The sequence below is a fragment of the Streptomyces sp. SAT1 genome (genome assembly GCF_001654495.1).
GTDB lineage: Bacteria > Actinomycetota > Actinomycetes > Streptomycetales > Streptomycetaceae > Streptomyces > Streptomyces andamanensis.
In genome coordinates this window covers 2,981,754-3,000,042 of record NZ_CP015849.1, presented here as the reverse complement: position 1 = coordinate 3,000,042, position 18,289 = coordinate 2,981,754, and the positions used below count along the sequence as shown (strand labels likewise).

The following is an 18,289-nucleotide window of genomic DNA, read 5'->3' as shown; positions in this document are numbered from 1 at the left end:
TTTCGTTTCGATAGCTGAGTGCGCTACATTCGTGTCGTACGAAACCGTGTCGTGCACAGCGGGAAGGCGGACGGGATGACCGAGATGACGGCGGTGCGCCGGAGCCGGATCACGCCCGAGCGCGAGGCCGAGCTGTACGCGGCCGTCCTCGACCTGCTCCGCGAGGTCGGTTACGACGCCCTCACCATGGACGCCGTGGCCGCCCGTACACGCTCCAGCAAGGCCACGCTCTACCGCCAGTGGGGCGGCAAGGCCGAACTGGTCGTGCGGGCCGTGCGGCACGGCAAGCCCGGGAAGCTGGAGGGCACCGACACCGGCACGCTCCGCGGCGACCTGCACGCGCTGACGAGCCGCGAGGACGACTGCACCATGGAGCAGAACTCCGCGCTGATGCGGGGCCTGGCCATGGCGATGCACTCCAACCCGGACCTCAGACAGGCCTTCCGGGAGCAGTTGATCGAACCGGAGATGGCCGAGTTCAAGCGGCTGCTCCAGCGGGCCGTCGACCGGGGCGAGATCCGTCCGGACTGCCCGGCGCTGGACTTCGTGGTGCACATGCTGGCCGGCGGCTTCGTCGTCCGGGCGCTGATCGAGGACCAGCCGCCGACCCAGGGCTTCCTGCGGTCGTACATAGACGCCGTGGTGCTCCCCGCCCTCGGCGTGCCCACCACCTCCTGAACCGCCCTCCCCAGGCACCTCAGTAGCTCTCCTCCTCCTCAGCAAGCCCACCTTCTGACGTCACCGCTCACGTCGTCGGGCTGATGACCCCTGCCCTGATCCACCCAACGACCTGACCGGGAGTACGCCCACGTGGCCACGTTCCTGTACAAACTTGGACGCCTCGCCTTCAGGCGACGGCACTTCGTCGCGCTGATATGGGTGGCGCTGCTGACCCTCGCCGGTGTCGGCGCCGCCTCCGCGCCCCCCGCGGGCAACACGTCCTTCTCGATCCCCGGCACCGAGGCGCAGAAGGCCTTCGACCTGCTGGAGCAGCGCTTCCCCGGGGCGAGCGCCGACGGGGCCACCGCCCGCGTGGTGTTCAAGGCACCCGGCAGCGGGAAGATGACCGACGCCGGGAACAAGGCGACCGTCGAGAAGACCGTCAAGGAACTGTCGGACGGCTCCGAGGTCGCCTCCGTCGCCGACCCCTACACCGGCAACGCCGTCAGCAAGGACGGCACCGTCGCCTACACCTCGGTGAAGTACAAGGTCTCCGGCATGGAGCTGGAGGACTCCTCGCGCACCGCGCTCAAGGACGCCGCGCAGCACGCGCGGGACGCCGGGCTGACCGTGGAGATCGGCGGTGACGCGCTCAGCGCCGCGCCCGAGACCGGGGCCACCGAGGTCATCGGCATCGCCATCGCCGCCGTCGTGCTCGTCATCACCTTCGGCTCGCTGCTGGCGGCCGGGCTGCCGCTGCTGACCGCGATCATCGGTGTCGGCATCGGCGTCTCCACGGTCACCGCGCTCGCCAGCGCCCTCGACCTGGGCAGCACCACCTCGATCCTCGCCTCGATGATCGGCCTCGCGGTCGGCATCGACTACGCCCTGTTCATCGTCTCCCGCTACCGCGCGGAACTCGCCGAGGGCCACAGCCGCGAGGAGGCGGCGGGCCGGGCCACCGGCACCGCGGGCTCCGCCGTGGTCTTCGCCGGACTCACCGTCGTCATCGCCCTGGTCGGCCTCTCCGTCGTCAACATCCCGATGCTCACGAAGATGGGCATCGCCGCGGCCGGCACGGTCGTCATCGCCGTCCTGATCGCGCTCACCATGATCCCGGCGCTGCTCGGCTACGCCGGCCGCAGGATCAAGCCGACCGGCGAGAAGAGCAGGCTGCTGGGCGGCGGCCGGGCCGCGAAGAAGGCACAGCAGCCGGCCCGGGACAACATGGGCACCCGCTGGGCCCGGTTCGTGGTGCGCCGTCCCGTCGCCGTGCTGCTGCTCGGCGTGGTCGGCCTGGGCGCCGCCGCGGTGCCCGCCACCTCCCTCGAACTGGGCCTCCCGGACGACGGCTCCCAGCCGGTGTCCACCACCCAGCGCCGCGCCTACGACCTCCTCTCCGAGGGCTTCGGACCCGGCTTCAACGGCCCGCTGATGGTCGTCGTCGACGCCAAGGGGAGCGGTGACGCCAAGGCCGCCTTCACCGAGGTGACCGACAGCATCAAGGGCCTCAAGGACGTCGTGACGGTGACCCCGGCCCAGCCCAACAAGGCCGGCGACACCGCGACGATCACCGTCGTACCGAACTCCAAGCCGTCCTCCTCCACCACCGAGGACCTGGTGCACGCCATCCGCGACGCGGGCAGCGGCATCAAGGCCAAGACGGACGCCGAGGTGCTGGTCACCGGGTCCACGGCGATGAACATCGACGTCTCGCAGAAGCTGAACGACGCCCTGTTCCCGTACCTGGCGCTGGTCGTCGGACTCGCCTTCCTGCTGCTGATCGTGGTGTTCCGCTCCGTCCTGGTCCCGCTGAAGGCGGCGCTCGGCTTCCTGCTGTCGGTGATGGCGGCGCTCGGCGCGGTCGTCGCGGTCTTCCAGTGGGGCTGGCTGTCCGGCCTGATGGGCGTGGAGGAGACCGGCCCGGTCATGTCGATGATGCCGATCTTCATGGTGGGTGTCGTCTTCGGCCTCGCCATGGACTACGAGGTCTTCCTCGTGACCCGGATGCGGGAGGCGTACGTCCACGGCGAGCAGCCCCGGCAGGCCGTGGTGACCGGCTTCCGGCACGGTGCGCGCGTCGTCACGGCCGCAGCGGTCATCATGATCGCCGTCTTCTCCGGGTTCATCGGCTCCAGCGAGTCGATGATCAAGATGATCGGCTTCGGCCTGGCCGTCGCGGTCTTCTTCGACGCGTTCGTCGTCCGCATGGCCATCGTCCCCGCGGTCCTCGCCCTCCTCGGCCGCCGCGCCTGGTGGCTGCCGAAGTGGCTGGACCGCGCGCTGCCCAACGTGGACGTCGAGGGCGAGGGCCTGCGCGCGCTGTCCTCGGCGGACGGCCGCGAGGAGGACCGGGAACCGGCCCTGGCCTGACCGGACACGTGGACGAGGGCGCGGCTTCCTGCGGGGGCCGCGCCCTTTTCGTTCTGTCCGGGGGCTGTCCCGTGCTGTCCGGGCCGTCCCCGGCGTTGTACGGGTAGGGCTGCGACCGGAGGTGGGACGTGAACGAAGGTGCGGACGAGGCGGGTTGGGACGTCGAACCGGGCGACGAGATCGAGCCGGTGGTCCAGGCGGTGGGGCGCCTGCTCAGGGTGTGCCGCGAGTCGGCGGGCATGCGCCCTGCCGATCTGGCGGAGATCACGGGCTACGGCGAGGACATGATCCGCAAGATGGAGAACGGGACGCGGATCCCCCGCCCGGAGTTCCTGGACCGCGCGGACCAGGTACTGCGGGCGCAGGGGCATCTGCGGGCGTTCATGGAGGACATGCGGAAGGCGCGGTATCCGAAGAAGGTGCGGGAACTGGCCGACATGGAGGCGCGGGCGGTGGAGATGCTGCTCTACAGCAGCCACAACATCCACGGGTTGCTTCAGACGCCGGAGTATGCGCGGACGCTGTTCGAGATGACACAGCCCGCGCTAGCGGAGGAAGTCGTCGAGCGGGAGACCGCCGCCCGCATGGCACGCAAGTGCGTCTTCGAGCGGGTGCCTGCTCCCACGCTCAGCTTCGTCCAGGAACAAGTAACTCTCGAACGTCCTTATGGTGGGAGGATGGTGCTGCGTCGCCAGCTCGAACACCTTCTGGAGGTGTCCCAGTTGAGGAACGTCACGCTTCAGATCATGCCGACCGACCGGGAAGAGCACGCTGGAACGGCCGGGCGGATCCAGATGCTGAAGTTCGCCGACGGCACGGCGATCGGACGTTCCAGCGGTGCGTTCAACGGACGCCCGGTCTCACACCCCAAGGACCTCCGAATCCTTGAACTGCGCTATGGCATGATCCGGGCGCAGGCTCTCACACCGAGAGACTCACAAGCCTTTATCGAGCAAGCGCTGGGGAGACTATGAGCACGCCGGAACTGCACTGGTTCAAGAGCAGCTACAGCGACAGCGGCGAGCCCGGCGACTGCGTCGAGGTCGCCCGTACGCCCGTTGCGATCCACGTCCGTGACTCCAAGGCCCCCGACACCGCCCGGCTGGCGGTGGCCCCCTCGGCCTGGACGAGTTTCCTCGCGCACACGGTGGAGGGCGGTCACCCGGCATGAGCACGCCGGAACTGCACTGGTCCAAGAGCAGCTACAGCAGCAGCGGCGAGCCCGGCGAGTGCGTAGAGGTGGCCACCACACTTGCCGCGGTCCACGTCCGTGACTCCAAGCGTCCGGAGGCCCCGCGCCTCGCCCTCGCCCCCGCTTCCTGGGCGGACTTCCTCGCGTACGTCGGGGAATGACTTCGCGGGGAGCGGGCGGGCACCGCTACCGTGCCGGGCATGACGATGACGAACGGCACCCCCGGCGTCCACCCGCGCTTCGTCGCGGCCCTGACTGAGCTGGGGCTCGACGAGCTGGCCGGGCGGGTGCGGCACTTCCCCGAGGCCACCCGCACCGCCGCCGAGGCCGCGGCGGCGGTCGGCTGCGAACTGAGCCAGATCTGCAAGTCGTTGATCTTCGCCGCGGACGGCGTGCCGGTGCTCGTCCTCATGGACGGCGCCTCCCGCGTGGACGTGGAACGCGTCCGCGAGGAACTGGGCGCGGAGCAGGTCACCCGCGCCAAGGCCGACGTCGTACGGGAGACCACCGGGTACGCCATCGGCGGGGTGCCGCCCTTCGGGCACCGGACGCGGACCCGGGTGCTGGCCGACCGCTCGCTGCTGGAGCACGACATGGTCTGGGCCGCCGCGGGCACTCCGCACACGGTCTTCCCGATGGCCCCGAAGGAGCTGGCCGAGCGGGCCGGGGCCGTCCTCGTGGACGTGCGCGAGCGCGCTTCGTGACGCCGCTGGTCACCGCGGCCGTCCTGCTGGCCGCGGTCACCCACGCCTGCTGGAACGCCCTCGCGCACCGCATCCCCGACAAGCTCGTCGGGTTCACCCTCATCTCCGGCGGCGGGGTGCTGATCGGCGTGGCGCTGGCGCCGTTCGCGGCCTTCCCGGCGGCCGGCGCATGGCCGTACCTCGGCATATCGGCGGTGCTGCACGTCGTCTACTACGTCCTGCTGATGACGTCTTTCCGGCTCGGTGACTTCGGGCAGACCTACCCGATCGCCCGGGGCACGGCACCGCTCGTCGTCACGGTCCTGGCCGCCGTCTTCGCTCACGAGGTGCCGGACCTGTGGGTGACCGGCGGCATCGCGCTGTCCTGCGCCGGGCTGACCGGAGTCGCGCTGTGGGGGCTGCGCGGGCGCCGACCGAACTGGACGGCGGTCGGCGCCGCGCTCGCGACCGGTCTGTCCATCGCCGCGTACACGGTCGTGGACGGCCTGGGCGTACGCGCCTCCGGGTCGTCCCTCGGCTACATCGCCTGGCTCATGGTCATCGAGGGCGTGGCCGTCCCGGTGTACGCCCTCGCCCGCTGGCGCGGCCGCTCCGCCGCGCTGCTGCGCCCCCACGCCGCCCTCGGCCTGCTCGGCGCCGCCCTGTCCGTGACGGCGTACGGCATGGTCCTGTGGGCGCAGACCCGCGCCGACCTGGCGCCCGTCTCCGCGCTGCGCGAGTCCTCCATCCTGGTCGGCGCGGCCATCGGCGCCGTCTTCTTCAAGGAGCGCTTCGGCGCACCCCGGCTCGCGGCGGCGGGCCTGCTGGTCGTGGGCATCGGCCTGATGCTGCACGCGGGTTAGGCGCCCGCCGGGCACCTGGTGCTGCGCACCGCCCCGGGAGGGAGCACCCTGGAAGGAGGTGTTCCCGGAGGTGATGGTCATGATGAAGACAGCCGTGGGATGGCATGTGGAGCTGGAGTTCCAGGAGGACGGCCAGCACACGCGGGCGGCGGCCATGGTGCGGCTGCCCGACGGCAGCGAGATCCGTGGGCACGGGCGGGCCAGCAGGCACCGTACCGACTCCGACCAGCCGCGCGTCGGCGAGGAGATCGCCGGGGCGCGCGCCCTCAACGAACTCGCCATGGAGCTGCTCACGAAGGCGCACGAGGAGATCGACAGCGCCTCGGGCCGCACCTCCCAGCCGATCCACGTCTGAAGGTCGTGTCAGGCGGGGCGTGTCAGGCGGGTCGCCGTCAGGCCGGTTGTGCCAGTGCCGTCCGGACCGCCCGGACGAGTGCTTGCGCGCGCGGGTCCGCCGTCACGCTGCCGCGGAAGCCGTTGGTGACGTAGCCGAAGGCGGTGCCGGTCTCCGGGTCGGCGAAGCCGAGGGCGCCGCCGCGGCCCGGGTGGCCGAAGGAACCGGGGCCGAGCAGCGGGGACGCGCCGCCGTGCAGCATGTACCCGAGGCCGAACCGGGTGCCCACCACCAGCACCCGGTCCGCGCCCGCGGACCGCTCGGCGCGGGCCAGCTCCAGCGTCCCGGGCTCGAACAGCCGTCGGCCGCCGTCCACCTCGCCGATCAGCGCGGCGTAGAAGCGGGCCAGGCCGTCGGCGGTGGCGATGCCGTTGGACGCGGGCAGGGCCGCCGCGCGGTAGGCGGCGTCGTTCTCGTCGGGCAGCGGGGTGATCGCGCCGAAGGCGCGCCGGGTGAGCGAGGCGGGGTCCGCGTAGGCGTCGGCGACCGCGCGCTTGGGGCGCAGCCGCAGCCCGCCCGGGGACTCGGGTGCCGTGACCGGTCCGACCCGGCCCGCGCGCCGGGTCTCGGCGGCGGGCAGCCCGACCCACAGGTCGGCGCCCACCGGAGCGGCGATCTCCCGGGCGATCCAGGCGCCGACCGGCTCGCCCGTCACCCGCCGCACCAGCTCGCCGGTCAGCCAGCTGTACGTCTGCGCGTGGTAGCCGTGGCCGGTGCCCGGCTCCCACACCGGGGCCTGCGCGGCGACCGCGCGGGCGCCCAGGTCCGGGTCGGCGGCCTCGGCGGGGGTGAGCGGCCGGTCCAGGACCGGCACGCCCGCGCGGTGGGCGAGCAGCTGCCACACGGTGGTCCGGTCCTTGCCGGCCGCCTTGTACTCGGGCCAGTAGGCGCCGACCGGAGCGTCCAGGTCGAGTTCGCCGCGCTGGTGCAGGAGCAGGAGGGCGGCGGCGGCGACGCCCTTGGTCGCGGAGCGCACTATCTGCGCGGTGCCGTGCTCCCACGGCGCGTCCCGCGGGTCCCCGTCGACGTCCCGGCTTCCGGCCCACAGGTCGACGACCTTGTGCCCGTCCCGGTACACCGCGAGGGCCGCGCCCCGCTCGCCGCGTACGGCGAAGTTCTCGGCGAACGCGTCCCTGACCGGTCCGAAGCCCTCGGCCACCGCACCGCTCACGTCCACATCCACACCCGTACTCCTGCCACTCGTCACTCGTATCCGTCCGCAGCCTGCGACAGTGAGTGCAACACAGAGGCGTCGCCTGCGATTCCTCGGGGGGCCTCAGCCCTTAGGGGCCGAGGCCACGCGCGGGTCGAAGCCGAAGGGCAGTTCCAGCCGGTGGGCGCGCATCAGATCCTCGTCGGACAGGAGATCCCCGGTCGGTCCGTCGGCCGCGATCACGCCGTCGCTGAGGATCAGCGCGCGCGGGCACAGCTCCAGGGCGTACGGGAGGTCGTGCGTGACCATGAGGACGGTCACGTCCAACGAGCGCAGGATGTCGGCCAGTTCGCGGCGGGAGGCCGGGTCCAGGTTGGAGGACGGTTCGTCCAGGACCAGGATCTCCGGCTCCATGGCGAGCACGGTGGCCACCGCGACCCGGCGGCGCTGACCGAAGGAGAGGTGGTGCGGGGGCCGGTCGGTGAACTCCGCCATGCCGACCCGCTCCAGGGCGGTGCGCACCCGCTGCTCCAGCTCGGGCCCCTTCAGTCCGGCCGCCGCCGGACCGAACGCGACGTCCTCGCGCACGGTCGGCATGAACAACTGGTCGTCCGGGTCCTGGAAGACGATCCCGACCTTCTGCCGGATCTCGGCCATGTGCCGCTTGCCGACCGGCAGCCCGGCCACCGTCACCGTGCCCGCGCCGCCGCTCAGGATGCCGTTGAGATGCAGCACGAGCGTGGTCTTCCCGGCGCCGTTCGGGCCGAGCAGCGCCACCCGCTCCCCGCGGGCGACGGCGAAGTCCACGCCGAACAGGGCCTGGTGGCCGTCCGGATAGGCGAAGGCGAGGCCGGAGACCTCCATGGAGGGCGGCGTCGAAGGCGTAGTCACAGGGTCCATCCCAGCAGACAGATGACGAGCGCCGCACCGGGGAGGGCCAGTGCGGACGACCACTGGGCCCGGGAGGCGGTCGCCTCGTCGATGACCGGCATCGAACCGGCGTAGCCGCGGCTCACCATGGCCAGGTGGACGCGCTCGCCGCGCTCGTAGGAGCGGATGAACAGCGCGCCGGCCGACTTGGCGAGCACGCCCCAGTGCCGGACGCCGCTCGCCTCGAAGCCGCGCGACTCGCGGGCGATGCGCATGCGCCGCATCTCGTCGGTGATCACATCGCCGTAGCGGATCATGAAGGAGGCGATCTGCACCAGCAGGGGCGGGAGCTTGAGGCGTTGCAGGCCAAGCAGCAGTTCGCGCAGTTCGGTGGTGCTCGCCAGCAGGACCGAGGCGGCGACGCCGAGGGTGCCCTTGGCCAGCACGTTCCACGCGCCCCACAGGCCGTTCACGCTCAGCGAGAGCCCGAGGACGTGCACGCGCTCGCCCTCGGCGACGAACGGCATCAGCACCGCGAAGGCCACGAACGGGATCTCGATCAGCAGCCGCTTGAGCAGGAAGCCGGCGGGCACGCGGGCCACGGCGGCGGTGCCGGCCAGCAGCACCGCGTACAGCGCGAACGCCCACACCGCCTCGCGCGGGGTGGACACCACGACCACCACGAACGCGAAGGCCGCGGCGAGCTTGGTGTGCGGCGGCAGCCCGTGCACGGGGGAGTGCCCGTGCCGGTAGAGCCGGTGCGCGTGGCCCGCTCCCACGTCAGGCCGCGGCCTGGGAGGACGGCGTCTCGGATCCGGCCGTACGGCGCCTGCGCACGACCCAGAAGACCCCGCTGCCCACGGCGACGGTCACGCCGACGCCGATCACCCCGGCGAGCCCGCCGGACAGCCGGGCGTCGGAGATGTCCTTGACGCCGTAGTCGGCGAGCGGGGAGTCCGCGGAGGCGTGCGCCTCCTCCTTCTGGTCGATGCCCTTGTCGTGGGCGACCTTCTCCAGGCCGTCGGGGCTGGCGGAGGCGTAGAAGCTGACGAAACCGGCCAGCACCAGCGAGGTCACCAGGCCGGTGATCCACAGCTTGCGGTGCGGCCGCGCGGTGGTGGCGGCGGCCGGGACGGGGGCCGGTCCGGCGGCGGGGGCGTCGACCAGTTCGCCGCCGACCCGCAGCTTCAGCCGCTGCTCCAGACCGCGCGCGCCGTACACCAGGTCGGGGCGTACGGCGATGACGGCGCCCACCGTGAGCGCGGTGATCGCGGCCTCGCCGATGCCGATGAGGACGTGCACGCCGATCATGGCGGTGGCGACCTTGCCGATGGCCACATCGGTGGTGCCGCCGACCGCGTAGATCAGCGTGAAGGCGACGGAGGCGGCCGGGACGGAGAGCAGCGCGGCCACGAAGGAGGCGACCGTGACCGAGCGGCGGCGGCGCGGCAGCACCTTCACCAGGCCGCGGAAGACCGCGTAGGCGACGACCGTGGTGACGAGCGCCATGTCGGTGATGTTGACGCCGAGCGCGGTCAGGCCGCCGTCGGCGAAGAGGATGCCCTGCATGAGCAGGACCACGCAGACGCACAGGACCCCGGTGTAGGGGCCCACGAGTATCGCGGCCAGCGCCCCGCCCAGGAGGTGGCCGCTGGTTCCGGCCGCGACCGGGAAGTTGAGCATCTGCACCGCGAAGATGAACGCGGCGACCAGGCCGGCGAGCGGTGCGGTCCGCTCGTCGAGTTCCCGGCGCGCGCCGCGCAGGCTCACCGCTACGGCACCGGCGGCGATGACTCCGGTGACAGCGGACGTGGGAGCGTTGATGAATCCGTCAGGCACATGCACCGTTCGATGATAGTGGCGTGTTGCGAACCTCTTGCAAGAGCGAGGTGGTATGCATCTGCGGCGAGTGCGGGCCGGATCGGGACCGGCGCGGGAAGCGGATCGGGACGCGGGGGCATGAAACCGCAGATGTGGGACATTGGTAAAGAGGAGTGCAGAAGCGAGTAAACGTCTCGCTGGTGTCCGCCTCGCGTCGAGGTCACCTAGTGTGAGGGGCCGTCCGATGACCGCAGTCGAACAGTACGCGCGAGCCCGTGTCGTCACCGAGGACGACCATCAGGACGAGCACTGCGGTGTCCCGGTCGTCCTGCGCTACGACCCCCAGGACGACCCGGGCGCGGTCCGGATGGCTCTGCCCGGCCTGCCCGAGCGGACGTTCTCCCGGTCGCTGCTCGAACAGGGGCTGCGGGCCCCGACCGGCACCGGCGAGGTGCGGGTGTGGCCGTGCGGCCGGGTGCAGGCCGTGGTGGAGTTCCACTCGCCGCGGGGCGTCTCGGTGGTGCAGTTCGAGACGAAGACGCTGCTCAGATTTCTGCGGCGTACGTACACCGCCGCCGCGGCGACGGCGATGGCGCACCACTGAGCCTGCCTGGATCCCGGCAGGGCTCAGCCGCCGTTCCCCGCGGTTCAGCCGCCGTTCCCCGAGGCTCAGCCGCCGTTCCCCACGGCTCAGCCGCCCTTCTTCAGCAGGGCCGCGACGATCGGGCCCGCCGTGTCGCCGCCGTGGCCGCCCGCCTGGACCACACCGGCCGCGGCGAGGTCGCCGCGGTAGGCGGTGAACCAGCCGTTCGGCTTCTCCTGTCCGTCGACCTCCGCCGACCCCGTCTTCGCGCCGTAGTCGGGGCCGAGCCCGGCCATCGCCTGGGCGGCGGTGCCGGAGGCGGCCGTGTACCGCATCAGCTCCCGCAGCTGGGACAGGGTGGACGCGGACAGCGTGCGCGAGGCCGTGGCCCGCTTGCGCTTGCCGGTGTCCGGGGAGACCAGGTAGGGCTGGTGGAAGGTGCCCGCCCGGACGGTCGCGGCCACCGACGCCATGTTGAGCGGGTTCATCCGGACGCCGCCCTGGCCGATGAGCGAGGCGGCCTTCTGCGCGGCCGACTGCACCGGCACCGCGCCGTCGAAGGACGGCACCCCGATCGACCAGTCGTCCCGCGCCAGCCCGAACACCTCACGGGCCTGCCGCGTCAGGTCGTCGTCCTTCAGCTTGCCCGCCTGGCTGATGAAGGCCGTGTTGCAGGAGCGGGCGAAGCTCGCCTTGAAGGTGCCGCCCTTGATCTCGAAGTCGTCGTCGTTGTGGAACGTCCAGCCGCCGTAGCTGAACGTCTTGGGGCACGGGTGCTCCTTGTCCACGGCCGCCAGCTTCTTGTCGAGCAGCAGCGAGGCGGTGATCACCTTCATCGTGGAGCCGGGCGCCAGGGAGCCCTGGAGGGCGGTGTCGAAGCCGTGCCCGCTGTTGGCCACCGCGAGTATCTCGCCGGTGGACGGGCGCAGCACCACCACCGAGGCGCGGGCCCGCCCGGCGACCTGCTGCTCGGCGGCCGACTGGAGCGCCGGGCTCAGCGTCGTGCGCACGGTGCCCGGGGTGCCCTTGCTCAGCTCGACGAGGGTCTTGTCCGCCAGCTTGCCCTTCTTGGAGGCGGCGCCGCGCACCACGCGCAGCTCGACGCCCGCCCGGCCGCCCGCCGTCTTCCCGAACTTCTCGCGCAGCCCGTCCAGGACCGAGCCCAGCGACGGGTACGCCGCCGTGGTGAGCGCGCCGCCGTCGCGGTCCAGGGCCTTGACCGGCGGGGTGCCGGACGCCCCGGTGACGAGGGTGTCGCCGTCCTTCAGGTCCGGGTGCACGACGGCCGCGTGCCAGTCGACGACGGGTATGCCGTCCTCCGCGCGGCGCACCACGGTCAGCGCGCTGTCGTACGCCAGCGGCTTGTTCACGCCCTGGTAGGAGACCGTCGCCCGCACGGAGAACGGCACCGTGCCGCCGCGCGGGGTGCCCTGGGTGAGGGTGACGTCCTTGAGGTGGGCGTCCTTGGCGTACCCGGCGAGCAGCGCGGAGGCCGCGGCGGAGTCGGTGGTCGAGGCGGCCGCCTCGGTCGCCCGGCCCTGCTGCCAGGAGGTGAGGAACCGCCCGGCCGCGGTCTGGACCTCCAGCGCCGTCACGGGCCCGGTCCGCACCTTCTTGTGGGCGCCGGCCGCCGAGGTGGTGCGGCCCTCGGCCTCGGCGCCGCCGCCGGAGAGCGTGTAGGCGCCGACCGCCGCGCCGCCCACCACCACGGCGACCACGCCTCCGACCACCGCGGGCCGCGTTCTGCGCCGCTCGGCGACGCGCCTTCTCCTGCCCACTGGCTTCCGTCCTCCGCGCTGCCGGGCCCCGCCGCGCCACCCGCGCTGCCGTGGCCGCCGTCGTCCTGTCGTCCCCGTGGTGTCGTGCTGCCGTGCTGTCGTGCTACGGCAGTGCTGCCGTACTGCCGTACATGAGACACGCCCGGACCACCCTAGGGTTCGGGTCCGTCGCGGTGGCCGACTCGGACCGTCCGTAGCCAACCTGCGACATACGGCGCCGGGGCGCACGCCGGGCGGGGCAGTGGAGGTGCGCGGCGCGGGTGCGCGGCCCTACCCCGGGGAGGGACGGACCGGGCGGCGGAGGTGCCTCAGCCCGCCGCGCGCAGCACCGCCGCGACGATCGGGCCGGCCGCGTCGCCGCCGTGGCCGCCCTCCTGGGTCATGGCCGCCGCCGCGACGTCGTTGCGGTACCCGGTGAACCAGCTGTTGGACTTGGCCTGCCCGTCGACCTCGGCGGAGCCGGTCTTCGCGCCGATGCTGCCGCTCAGTCCGGACATCGCGGCGGCGCCGGTGCCGCTGGTGGCGGTGCGGTTCATCATCTGCCGCAGCTGGATGACGGTGCTTGCCGGGAGGCCCTTGGCCGTGGCCAGTTCGCGGTCGTCGAGGCCGGCGGAGACCAGGACGGGCTGGTGGAAGCCGCCGGTGATCGCGGTGGCCGTCACCGAGGCCATGTTCAGCGGGCTCATCTGCACCCGGCCCTGGCCGATCAGGTTGGCCGCCCGGTCCGGGCCGTCGACGGCCGGCACCGAGCCGTCGAAGGACGGGATGCCGGTCTTCCAGTTGTTCTGGCCGAGCCCGAAGCGTTCCTGGGCCTCCCGGGTGAGGGAGTCGGACTTCAGCTTGGGGGTGAACTTGATGAAGGCGGTGTTGCAGGAGCGGGCGAAGCTGTCCGAGAGGGTGGCGTGCTCGTCGGGTTGCATGCCCTTGAGGTTGTGGAAGGTCTGGCCCTCCCACAGCACGTCCGGCAGACAGGGCGCGGGCCCGCTCGCCTTGGTGAGGCCGTTGTCGATGAGGGCGGCGGCGGTGACGATCTTCATGGTGGACCCCGGCGCCAACTGGCCCAGGAACGCCGCGTTGAAGCCGTCCGCGCGGTGGTTGGCGACCGCGAGCACCTCGCCGGTGGACGCCTGGACGGCCACGACGGAGGACTCCGCGAACTTGTCCACCGCCTTCTCGGCCGCCGCCTGGGCGCTCGCGCTGAGCGTCGTGCGCAGCTTGCCCGGCTTGCCCTCGGCGAGGGTGATGAGCGGGGTCTCGGCCGCGTCGGTGTCGGCGTGGTGGATGCTCAGCTCGACGGACGGGGAACCGCCCGCCTTGTCACCGTACTTCGACCGCAGCGCGTCCAGGATCGGGCCCAGGGAAGGGTACTTGTCCTTCGTGAGAACGTTGCCGTCGCGGTCGACGGCCTCGATCGGCGGGGCGGCCGAGTCGCCGGTGACCAGCGTGTCGCCCTTCTTCAACTGCGGGTGCACGAGCACCGGTTGCCAGTCGACGAGCGCCCGGTGACTGGTCTCGCCGCGCACCACGCTCAGCTTGCTGCTGTAGGCGAGCGGCGCGGTCTTGCCGCCGTAGGACACGGTGGCCTTCACCGAGAAGGGCACGGTGGTGCCGACGGCGGACCCCGGCGCGATCTTCACATCCGTGATGTGCGCCTCGTGTCCGTAGGAGGACAGCAACTGCTGGGCATCCTGCGGGAAGTTGGTGTACGAGGCGGCCTTCGTCGCGTCGCCCTTCTCCCAGGCCGCGAAGAACTTCGACGTGGTGTCCTTCACCTCGTCCCGCGTCGGCGGCCCCGTCCGCGCGGGCGCCGGCCCGCTCGCGGTCGCGTCCCCCTCCAGCGCCGAGACGATGTTGTATCCGCCGTACACCGCCCCACCGACCAGCACGACACACACACCGCCCACCACAGCGGCCTTGGTCCCCTTGCGCATCACCGCGCTCCTCCCCGTCCCTCCCATGGCGCCTTCGCCCGCGCGGGCTTTCTTGAACGCGTTCAAAGGCGATGCGTGCCCCGAACTGTATGCGGAACCGAAGCCTACGACGGCGCCTGTTGCTGGATGGTGTCCGAAGAGAGATCAGCTGTTCCGGGCAGATCCAGGTATGGGGGTACATGGGGAGGGGGAGCCCCGCTGGAGAGGTCTCTCTGTCCGGTCGGCGCGTTCGATTCCCCGGGCAATGGGTGATGCGCCCGTCACGTCGTCCAGGCGTCGGTCATCACGAAGGAGACGACCGTCCCGCCAAATCGGCTCGGGCCGGAGTGCCAGGAGTCGGCGATGGAGTCGACCAGGAGCAGACCGCGCCCGTGCGCGTCGTCGGTGTCGGGCCGGCGAAGGCGCACGCTCGCCGGGAACCCCGGACTGTGCACCTCCACCCGCAGCGAGGTCTTCTCCTTGAACCACTCCACCCGTACGAGCCACTCCTCGTCCGACCGCCCGTAGAGGATCGCGTTGGTCACCAACTCGGAGATCATCAGCGTGCAGTCGTCGACCGAGCAGAGCGGGTTGTACGGGGCGATGAACTTGCGGAACCAGTGCCGGGCCCGGGGGACGGAGCCCGGAGTCGGCTGCAACGCCATCGCCCCGAGCCGCGGAGACTCTTCGCCGGGGTACCGGTCGATCACGAATGTCACGGGCCCTCACTCCTTGCCACTGCCGTCGCCCTGCGAAGCGGCACCGTTCGATGAGGCGCGATCCCGGTCGTCGCCCCAGGGTGAAGGCCGCCGCCACACGCGAACGACTCGCCCACCCTCTCCAGTAAGTGGCCTTAGCCACTTACTGGATGGTGGCATTAGCCACTTGAGGTCGCAAGCCGTTCACGCGAAGTGACCCACGATCAGGTGAGGGGATACCCCTGCTCGAACGCCCAGCGGTGCGGCGGATAGGTCGCCTCGGAGAACTCCAGGGCCCGGTCCTGCACGTCATAGACCACGTGATGGACCACCAGTACGGCTGACCCGGGGTCCAGTTCGAGGTCCGCCGCCTCCTCGCCGGTGGCGCTCCGGGCGCACATCCGGTCCTCGGCGTAGCTGCCCGTGCGCCCGGTCATCGCCTCCACGTACATCAGCGTGCCTTCCTGGATGCGTTCGGGCTCCAGAAGTTTCGGCGCGCGCCGGCCGATGTCGGACGCGAACCACGAGGTGGACAAGGTGATGGGACCGTCCTGGTTGGTGGTCACCCGCCGCCGTTGGACCACCCGGCCGCCCCTCGCCAGCCCCAGCGCCTCCGCGACATGGGCGGGCGCGTCCGCCCAGCCGGCCGAGGTGATCACCGCGTACTCGCCGGGCGTGTAGATCTTCCCGGTCTGCCGGGCGCGTCCGTACAGCTCCCTTGCCCGCCGGTTGACTTCGAGGCTGCGCACGTATGTGCCCGAGCCCTGGCGCTTCTCGACCAGCCCCTGATGGCTCAGCGCCTCCAACGACCGGGCCGCCGTGGGCCGGGACACCTTCCAGTCGGCAGCCAGCTGGCGTTCCGAAGGAACCTCGTCCCCCGCACGCAGGTCACCCCGAAGAATCTGATCGCGGATGTAGTGCGCGATCTGGAGATACTTCGGCTGAGCCTCCTCGATCTGCGGCATCTGCCCTCCTCGTAAAGTGGCTATGGCCTCTAGCCACTATAGGGTGAACGACCTACCTCCCAGCCCGTACCGTTGCCCCATGACGAGACTCATCGTCGCGGCAGGAGGCGGAGGCGACGCGGTGGCCGCCGCGATGCTCCACGCCGCCCTGTACGGCGACGACGAGCGGGCGGTGATCCTCACCTACGCCTGGGACCGCCTCCTGGTCGACCCCCTCCCCGGGCCGCGCGGCCCCCACGACTTCACGGGCCTCGAACCCCTCACCCGCTCCGTCCTCTCGGTACCGCCCCAGGCCCGGCCGATCCCCCCGGCAGACTCCACCCTCCCCCGACTCGCAGCAGAACTCCCCCACACCCTCGCCCTGCTCGACCCGCACCACGGCGCCCAGGGCATCACCCGACAGCTCGAAGAACTGGTGGACCACCTGACCCCCAGGTCCGTCGACCTGCTCGACGTCGGCGGAGACATCCTCGCCGGCGGCGACGAACCCACACTCAAAAGCCCCCTCGCCGACGCCCTCACCCTCGCCGCCTGCGCCCAGACAAACACCCCGGTACGACTGCTGATCGCAGGCCCAGGACTGGACGGCGAGATCCCACCCGACGACCTGCGCCCCCTCCTCGGCCCCCACATCCACACCTTCACCACGGCGGACACGACCTCGATCGCCGCCGTCCTGGACTGGCACCCCTCAGAAGCCACAGCCATGCTCACCGCCACGGCCCGCGGAATCCGCGGCACCTGCGAAGTTCGAGACGCCGGCCTCCCCGTATCTCTCACCGACGAAGGACCCACGGTCCACGAAGTCGACCTGGACAACGCCCTCGACCGCAACACCCTGGCCCGCTCCGTCATGACGACCACCACACTGACCGAAGCCGAGGCGTACAGCCGCGAGATCTGCGGCTTCTCCGAGATCGACTACGAACGCGACAAGGCAGCACGCCTCAAGCAGCAGCCACCCGCGAAGCCCGATCTCGCCAGTGTGTTGTTCCGACTCGACGAGTTCCAGGCCGAAGCCCGAGCCCGTGGAGTCACCCACACCACCCTCCGCCGCCTCTCCGAGGTCTTGCGACTCGGCGGATCCCGGCGAGATGAGCTCCGCAGCCTCATGGTCAGTGCGCGTCCGGAACAGTACGTGGCACCTCTCTGGCGCATCGCATGAACGGAGGCAGCCTGTGGTCGTGGGTCGAACTACTTGATTCGACTAACAGGTGATGGCGTTTGCAGTAACTTCTTGTTCATGGGAGCCCCGCAGGACGACTTCGACCGGCAGGACATCGAAAACGAAATCAGTGGCCACATCTACGGCGTAGCAGGGCAGTTCGGCAACGTGTACGGGGACGTGCATATCCACGGTCCGTCGACGCCGCACCCTCCGAACAATGAGCCGTCGAGGCAAGACGCACCCGTTGAGAAGAAAGTAGGAAAGAAGCAGGGCGGAGTCGAAGCCAAGCGAATGAGACGAGAGGCGGCTGAGCAAGCCAGGCTGCAGCGGCGAGATGAGGACAGAAAAACGATCAGAGGCTGTGGCTTTCTCGTGCTGCTTCTCGGCGTGCCCGGCTTCGTTACGCTCGGCCTCTATACCCAGGAGTGGCTCACTGCCGGAGTTCTCACAGGAGTCGTCGCAATCATTCTGTTCCTCTGGGGGGCTGGGGTGGCAATGCATGATGACTAGAACGTACCGATGGTTTCAGGGGCGTAATCCAATCAGCGAGCGACTGCCAGTGCGTACGGAGAACCTCATGCACGAGGCGCGGAAGGTGTGTGAGGCTCCCCGGGCGTAGTTCATTGTGGCCGTGGACATGTTGTGCTAGAGGCGGATGGGATGCGCGCGCATCATGGTGATCTTGTGGATGGTGGGCGTATCTTCTCACCTATGAGTGAACATCCGTCTGTACACAATGAGTTGAGAGGCTACGTCAGTGGGCACGTAGTGCAATCCGGGGTCATCCATGGCGACGTGGTGTTGAACTCGTCTGCCGCGAAGCTGGATCGGGCAGCGGAGGAGACGGAACGCCGTTGGAGTGCGCGAAGGCGGCGCATACTCGACGCAGAGGAGGCTCAGAGGGCAGAGCGCCAGCGCAGGGCCAATCAGTATGTGCGTTTTTGCCGTCGCAGGCGCCGAATCAACGTAGTGACCCTGGCGATTGCAGGCCTGGTAGTGGTTCTGGGGCTCATGCACGCATTGACCATGCTTTGCGTGGCTTCGGGGACTTTGCTCGGGTTTTTCTCCTTGGTTGGTTGGGTGCGATGCACTCTGATCACTCGAAAGTGGGATGCAGGGCGAACGATTAAGGTCCCGTCGTCGCGGCTGAGGTGGTGAAAGCCGGGTTTCGCTCGTGC

At 70.8% G+C, this 18,289-nt stretch carries 19 protein-coding genes; 11 read left to right on the top strand and 8 right to left on the bottom strand.

Annotated elements, in window-relative coordinates:
- The first annotated feature begins 75 nt into the window (after positions 1 to 75).
- The 8 genes from A8713_RS12940 (at position 76) to A8713_RS12905 (ending at position 6,126) form a co-directional block, all read left to right on the top strand.
- A complete protein-coding gene (locus A8713_RS12940) occupies positions 76 to 678 on the top strand; it encodes a TetR/AcrR family transcriptional regulator (RefSeq protein ID WP_064533631.1) in 603 nt (200 codons plus the stop codon).
- Positions 679 to 810: 132 nt separating this feature from the next.
- On the top strand, positions 811 to 3,033 hold the full coding sequence (locus A8713_RS12935) for an MMPL family transporter (RefSeq protein ID WP_064533629.1): 2,223 nt from the start codon (positions 811 to 813) through the stop codon (positions 3,031 to 3,033).
- Between the two features lie 128 nt (positions 3,034 to 3,161).
- Positions 3,162 to 4,007 (top strand): helix-turn-helix domain-containing protein, encoded by an 846-nt coding sequence (locus A8713_RS12930; protein ID WP_064533627.1) that lies wholly within the window; start codon positions 3,162 to 3,164, stop codon positions 4,005 to 4,007.
- Positions 4,004 to 4,204 carry a DUF397 domain-containing protein gene (locus tag A8713_RS12925; protein ID WP_064533625.1) on the top strand — a complete coding sequence of 67 codons (201 nt, stop codon included), beginning with the start codon at positions 4,004 to 4,006 and terminating at the stop codon, positions 4,202 to 4,204. The genes A8713_RS12930 and A8713_RS12925 overlap by 4 nt, the downstream gene beginning before the upstream one ends.
- A complete protein-coding gene (locus tag A8713_RS12920) occupies positions 4,201 to 4,386 on the top strand; it encodes a DUF397 domain-containing protein (RefSeq protein ID WP_064533622.1) in 186 nt (61 codons plus the stop codon). The genes A8713_RS12925 and A8713_RS12920 overlap by 4 nt, the downstream gene beginning before the upstream one ends.
- A 39-nt stretch (positions 4,387 to 4,425) precedes the next feature.
- Positions 4,426 to 4,929: a YbaK/EbsC family protein gene (locus A8713_RS12915; RefSeq protein WP_064533620.1), complete on the top strand. Its 504-nt coding sequence runs from the start codon at positions 4,426 to 4,428 to the stop codon at positions 4,927 to 4,929.
- Positions 4,926 to 5,771, top strand: a complete 846-nt coding sequence (locus A8713_RS12910; RefSeq protein WP_064533619.1) for a DMT family transporter — start codon at positions 4,926 to 4,928, stop codon at positions 5,769 to 5,771. The genes A8713_RS12915 and A8713_RS12910 overlap by 4 nt, the downstream gene beginning before the upstream one ends.
- A gap of 79 nt (positions 5,772 to 5,850) precedes the next feature.
- Positions 5,851 to 6,126: a DUF1876 domain-containing protein gene (locus tag A8713_RS12905; protein WP_064537477.1), complete on the top strand. Its 276-nt coding sequence runs from the start codon at positions 5,851 to 5,853 to the stop codon at positions 6,124 to 6,126.
- 37 nt (positions 6,127 to 6,163) lie between these two features.
- Here the strand turns inward: A8713_RS12905 and A8713_RS12900 are convergent, their stop codons facing one another.
- From A8713_RS12900 to A8713_RS12885, 4 genes are all read right to left on the bottom strand, one after another.
- Positions 6,164 to 7,342 (bottom strand): serine hydrolase domain-containing protein, encoded by a 1,179-nt coding sequence (locus A8713_RS12900; protein ID WP_064537476.1) that lies wholly within the window; start codon positions 7,340 to 7,342, stop codon positions 6,164 to 6,166.
- Between the two features lie 99 nt (positions 7,343 to 7,441).
- On the bottom strand, positions 7,442 to 8,218 hold the full coding sequence (locus A8713_RS12895) for an energy-coupling factor ABC transporter ATP-binding protein (RefSeq protein WP_064533617.1): 777 nt from the start codon (positions 8,216 to 8,218) through the stop codon (positions 7,442 to 7,444).
- Positions 8,206 to 8,967 (bottom strand): cobalt ECF transporter T component CbiQ, encoded by a 762-nt coding sequence (gene cbiQ / locus A8713_RS12890; RefSeq protein WP_064533615.1) that lies wholly within the window; start codon positions 8,965 to 8,967, stop codon positions 8,206 to 8,208. Before cbiQ ends, A8713_RS12895 begins: the two co-directional genes overlap by 13 nt.
- 1 nt (position 8,968) lies before the next feature.
- Positions 8,969 to 10,033, bottom strand: coding sequence for an energy-coupling factor ABC transporter permease (locus tag A8713_RS12885; RefSeq protein WP_107440630.1), 1,065 nt, complete (start codon positions 10,031 to 10,033; stop codon positions 8,969 to 8,971).
- A gap of 220 nt (positions 10,034 to 10,253) precedes the next feature.
- On the opposite strand from A8713_RS12885, the gene A8713_RS12880 reads away from it, so the two are divergent.
- Positions 10,254 to 10,613, top strand: a complete 360-nt coding sequence (locus A8713_RS12880; RefSeq protein WP_064533611.1) for an SsgA family sporulation/cell division regulator — start codon at positions 10,254 to 10,256, stop codon at positions 10,611 to 10,613.
- An 86-nt stretch (positions 10,614 to 10,699) separates the two neighbouring features.
- On the opposite strand, the gene A8713_RS12875 is transcribed toward A8713_RS12880, so the two are convergent.
- From A8713_RS12875 to A8713_RS12860, 4 genes are all read right to left on the bottom strand, one after another.
- Positions 10,700 to 12,370, bottom strand: a complete 1,671-nt coding sequence (locus A8713_RS12875) for a penicillin-binding transpeptidase domain-containing protein (protein ID WP_064533609.1) — start codon at positions 12,368 to 12,370, stop codon at positions 10,700 to 10,702.
- Positions 12,371 to 12,678: 308 nt separating this feature from the next.
- Complete coding sequence (locus tag A8713_RS12870) at positions 12,679 to 14,301, bottom strand: penicillin-binding transpeptidase domain-containing protein (RefSeq protein ID WP_064533608.1); 1,623 nt, start codon at positions 14,299 to 14,301, stop codon at positions 12,679 to 12,681.
- Positions 14,302 to 14,561: 260 nt separating this feature from the next.
- Complete coding sequence (locus A8713_RS12865; RefSeq protein ID WP_064533606.1) at positions 14,562 to 14,999, bottom strand: ATP-binding protein; 438 nt, start codon at positions 14,997 to 14,999, stop codon at positions 14,562 to 14,564.
- Between the two features lie 203 nt (positions 15,000 to 15,202).
- On the bottom strand, positions 15,203 to 15,943 hold the full coding sequence (locus tag A8713_RS12860) for a GntR family transcriptional regulator (RefSeq protein ID WP_064533604.1): 741 nt from the start codon (positions 15,941 to 15,943) through the stop codon (positions 15,203 to 15,205).
- Between the two features lie 79 nt (positions 15,944 to 16,022).
- On the opposite strand from A8713_RS12860, the gene A8713_RS12855 reads away from it, so the two are divergent.
- Positions 16,023 to 17,108, top strand: coding sequence for a DUF1152 domain-containing protein (locus tag A8713_RS12855; RefSeq protein ID WP_079158939.1), 1,086 nt, complete (start codon positions 16,023 to 16,025; stop codon positions 17,106 to 17,108).
- 78 nt (positions 17,109 to 17,186) lie between these two features.
- Positions 17,187 to 17,621: a hypothetical protein gene (locus A8713_RS33555; RefSeq protein WP_159393088.1), complete on the top strand. Its 435-nt coding sequence runs from the start codon at positions 17,187 to 17,189 to the stop codon at positions 17,619 to 17,621.
- Positions 17,622 to 18,289 lie beyond the last annotated feature (668 nt).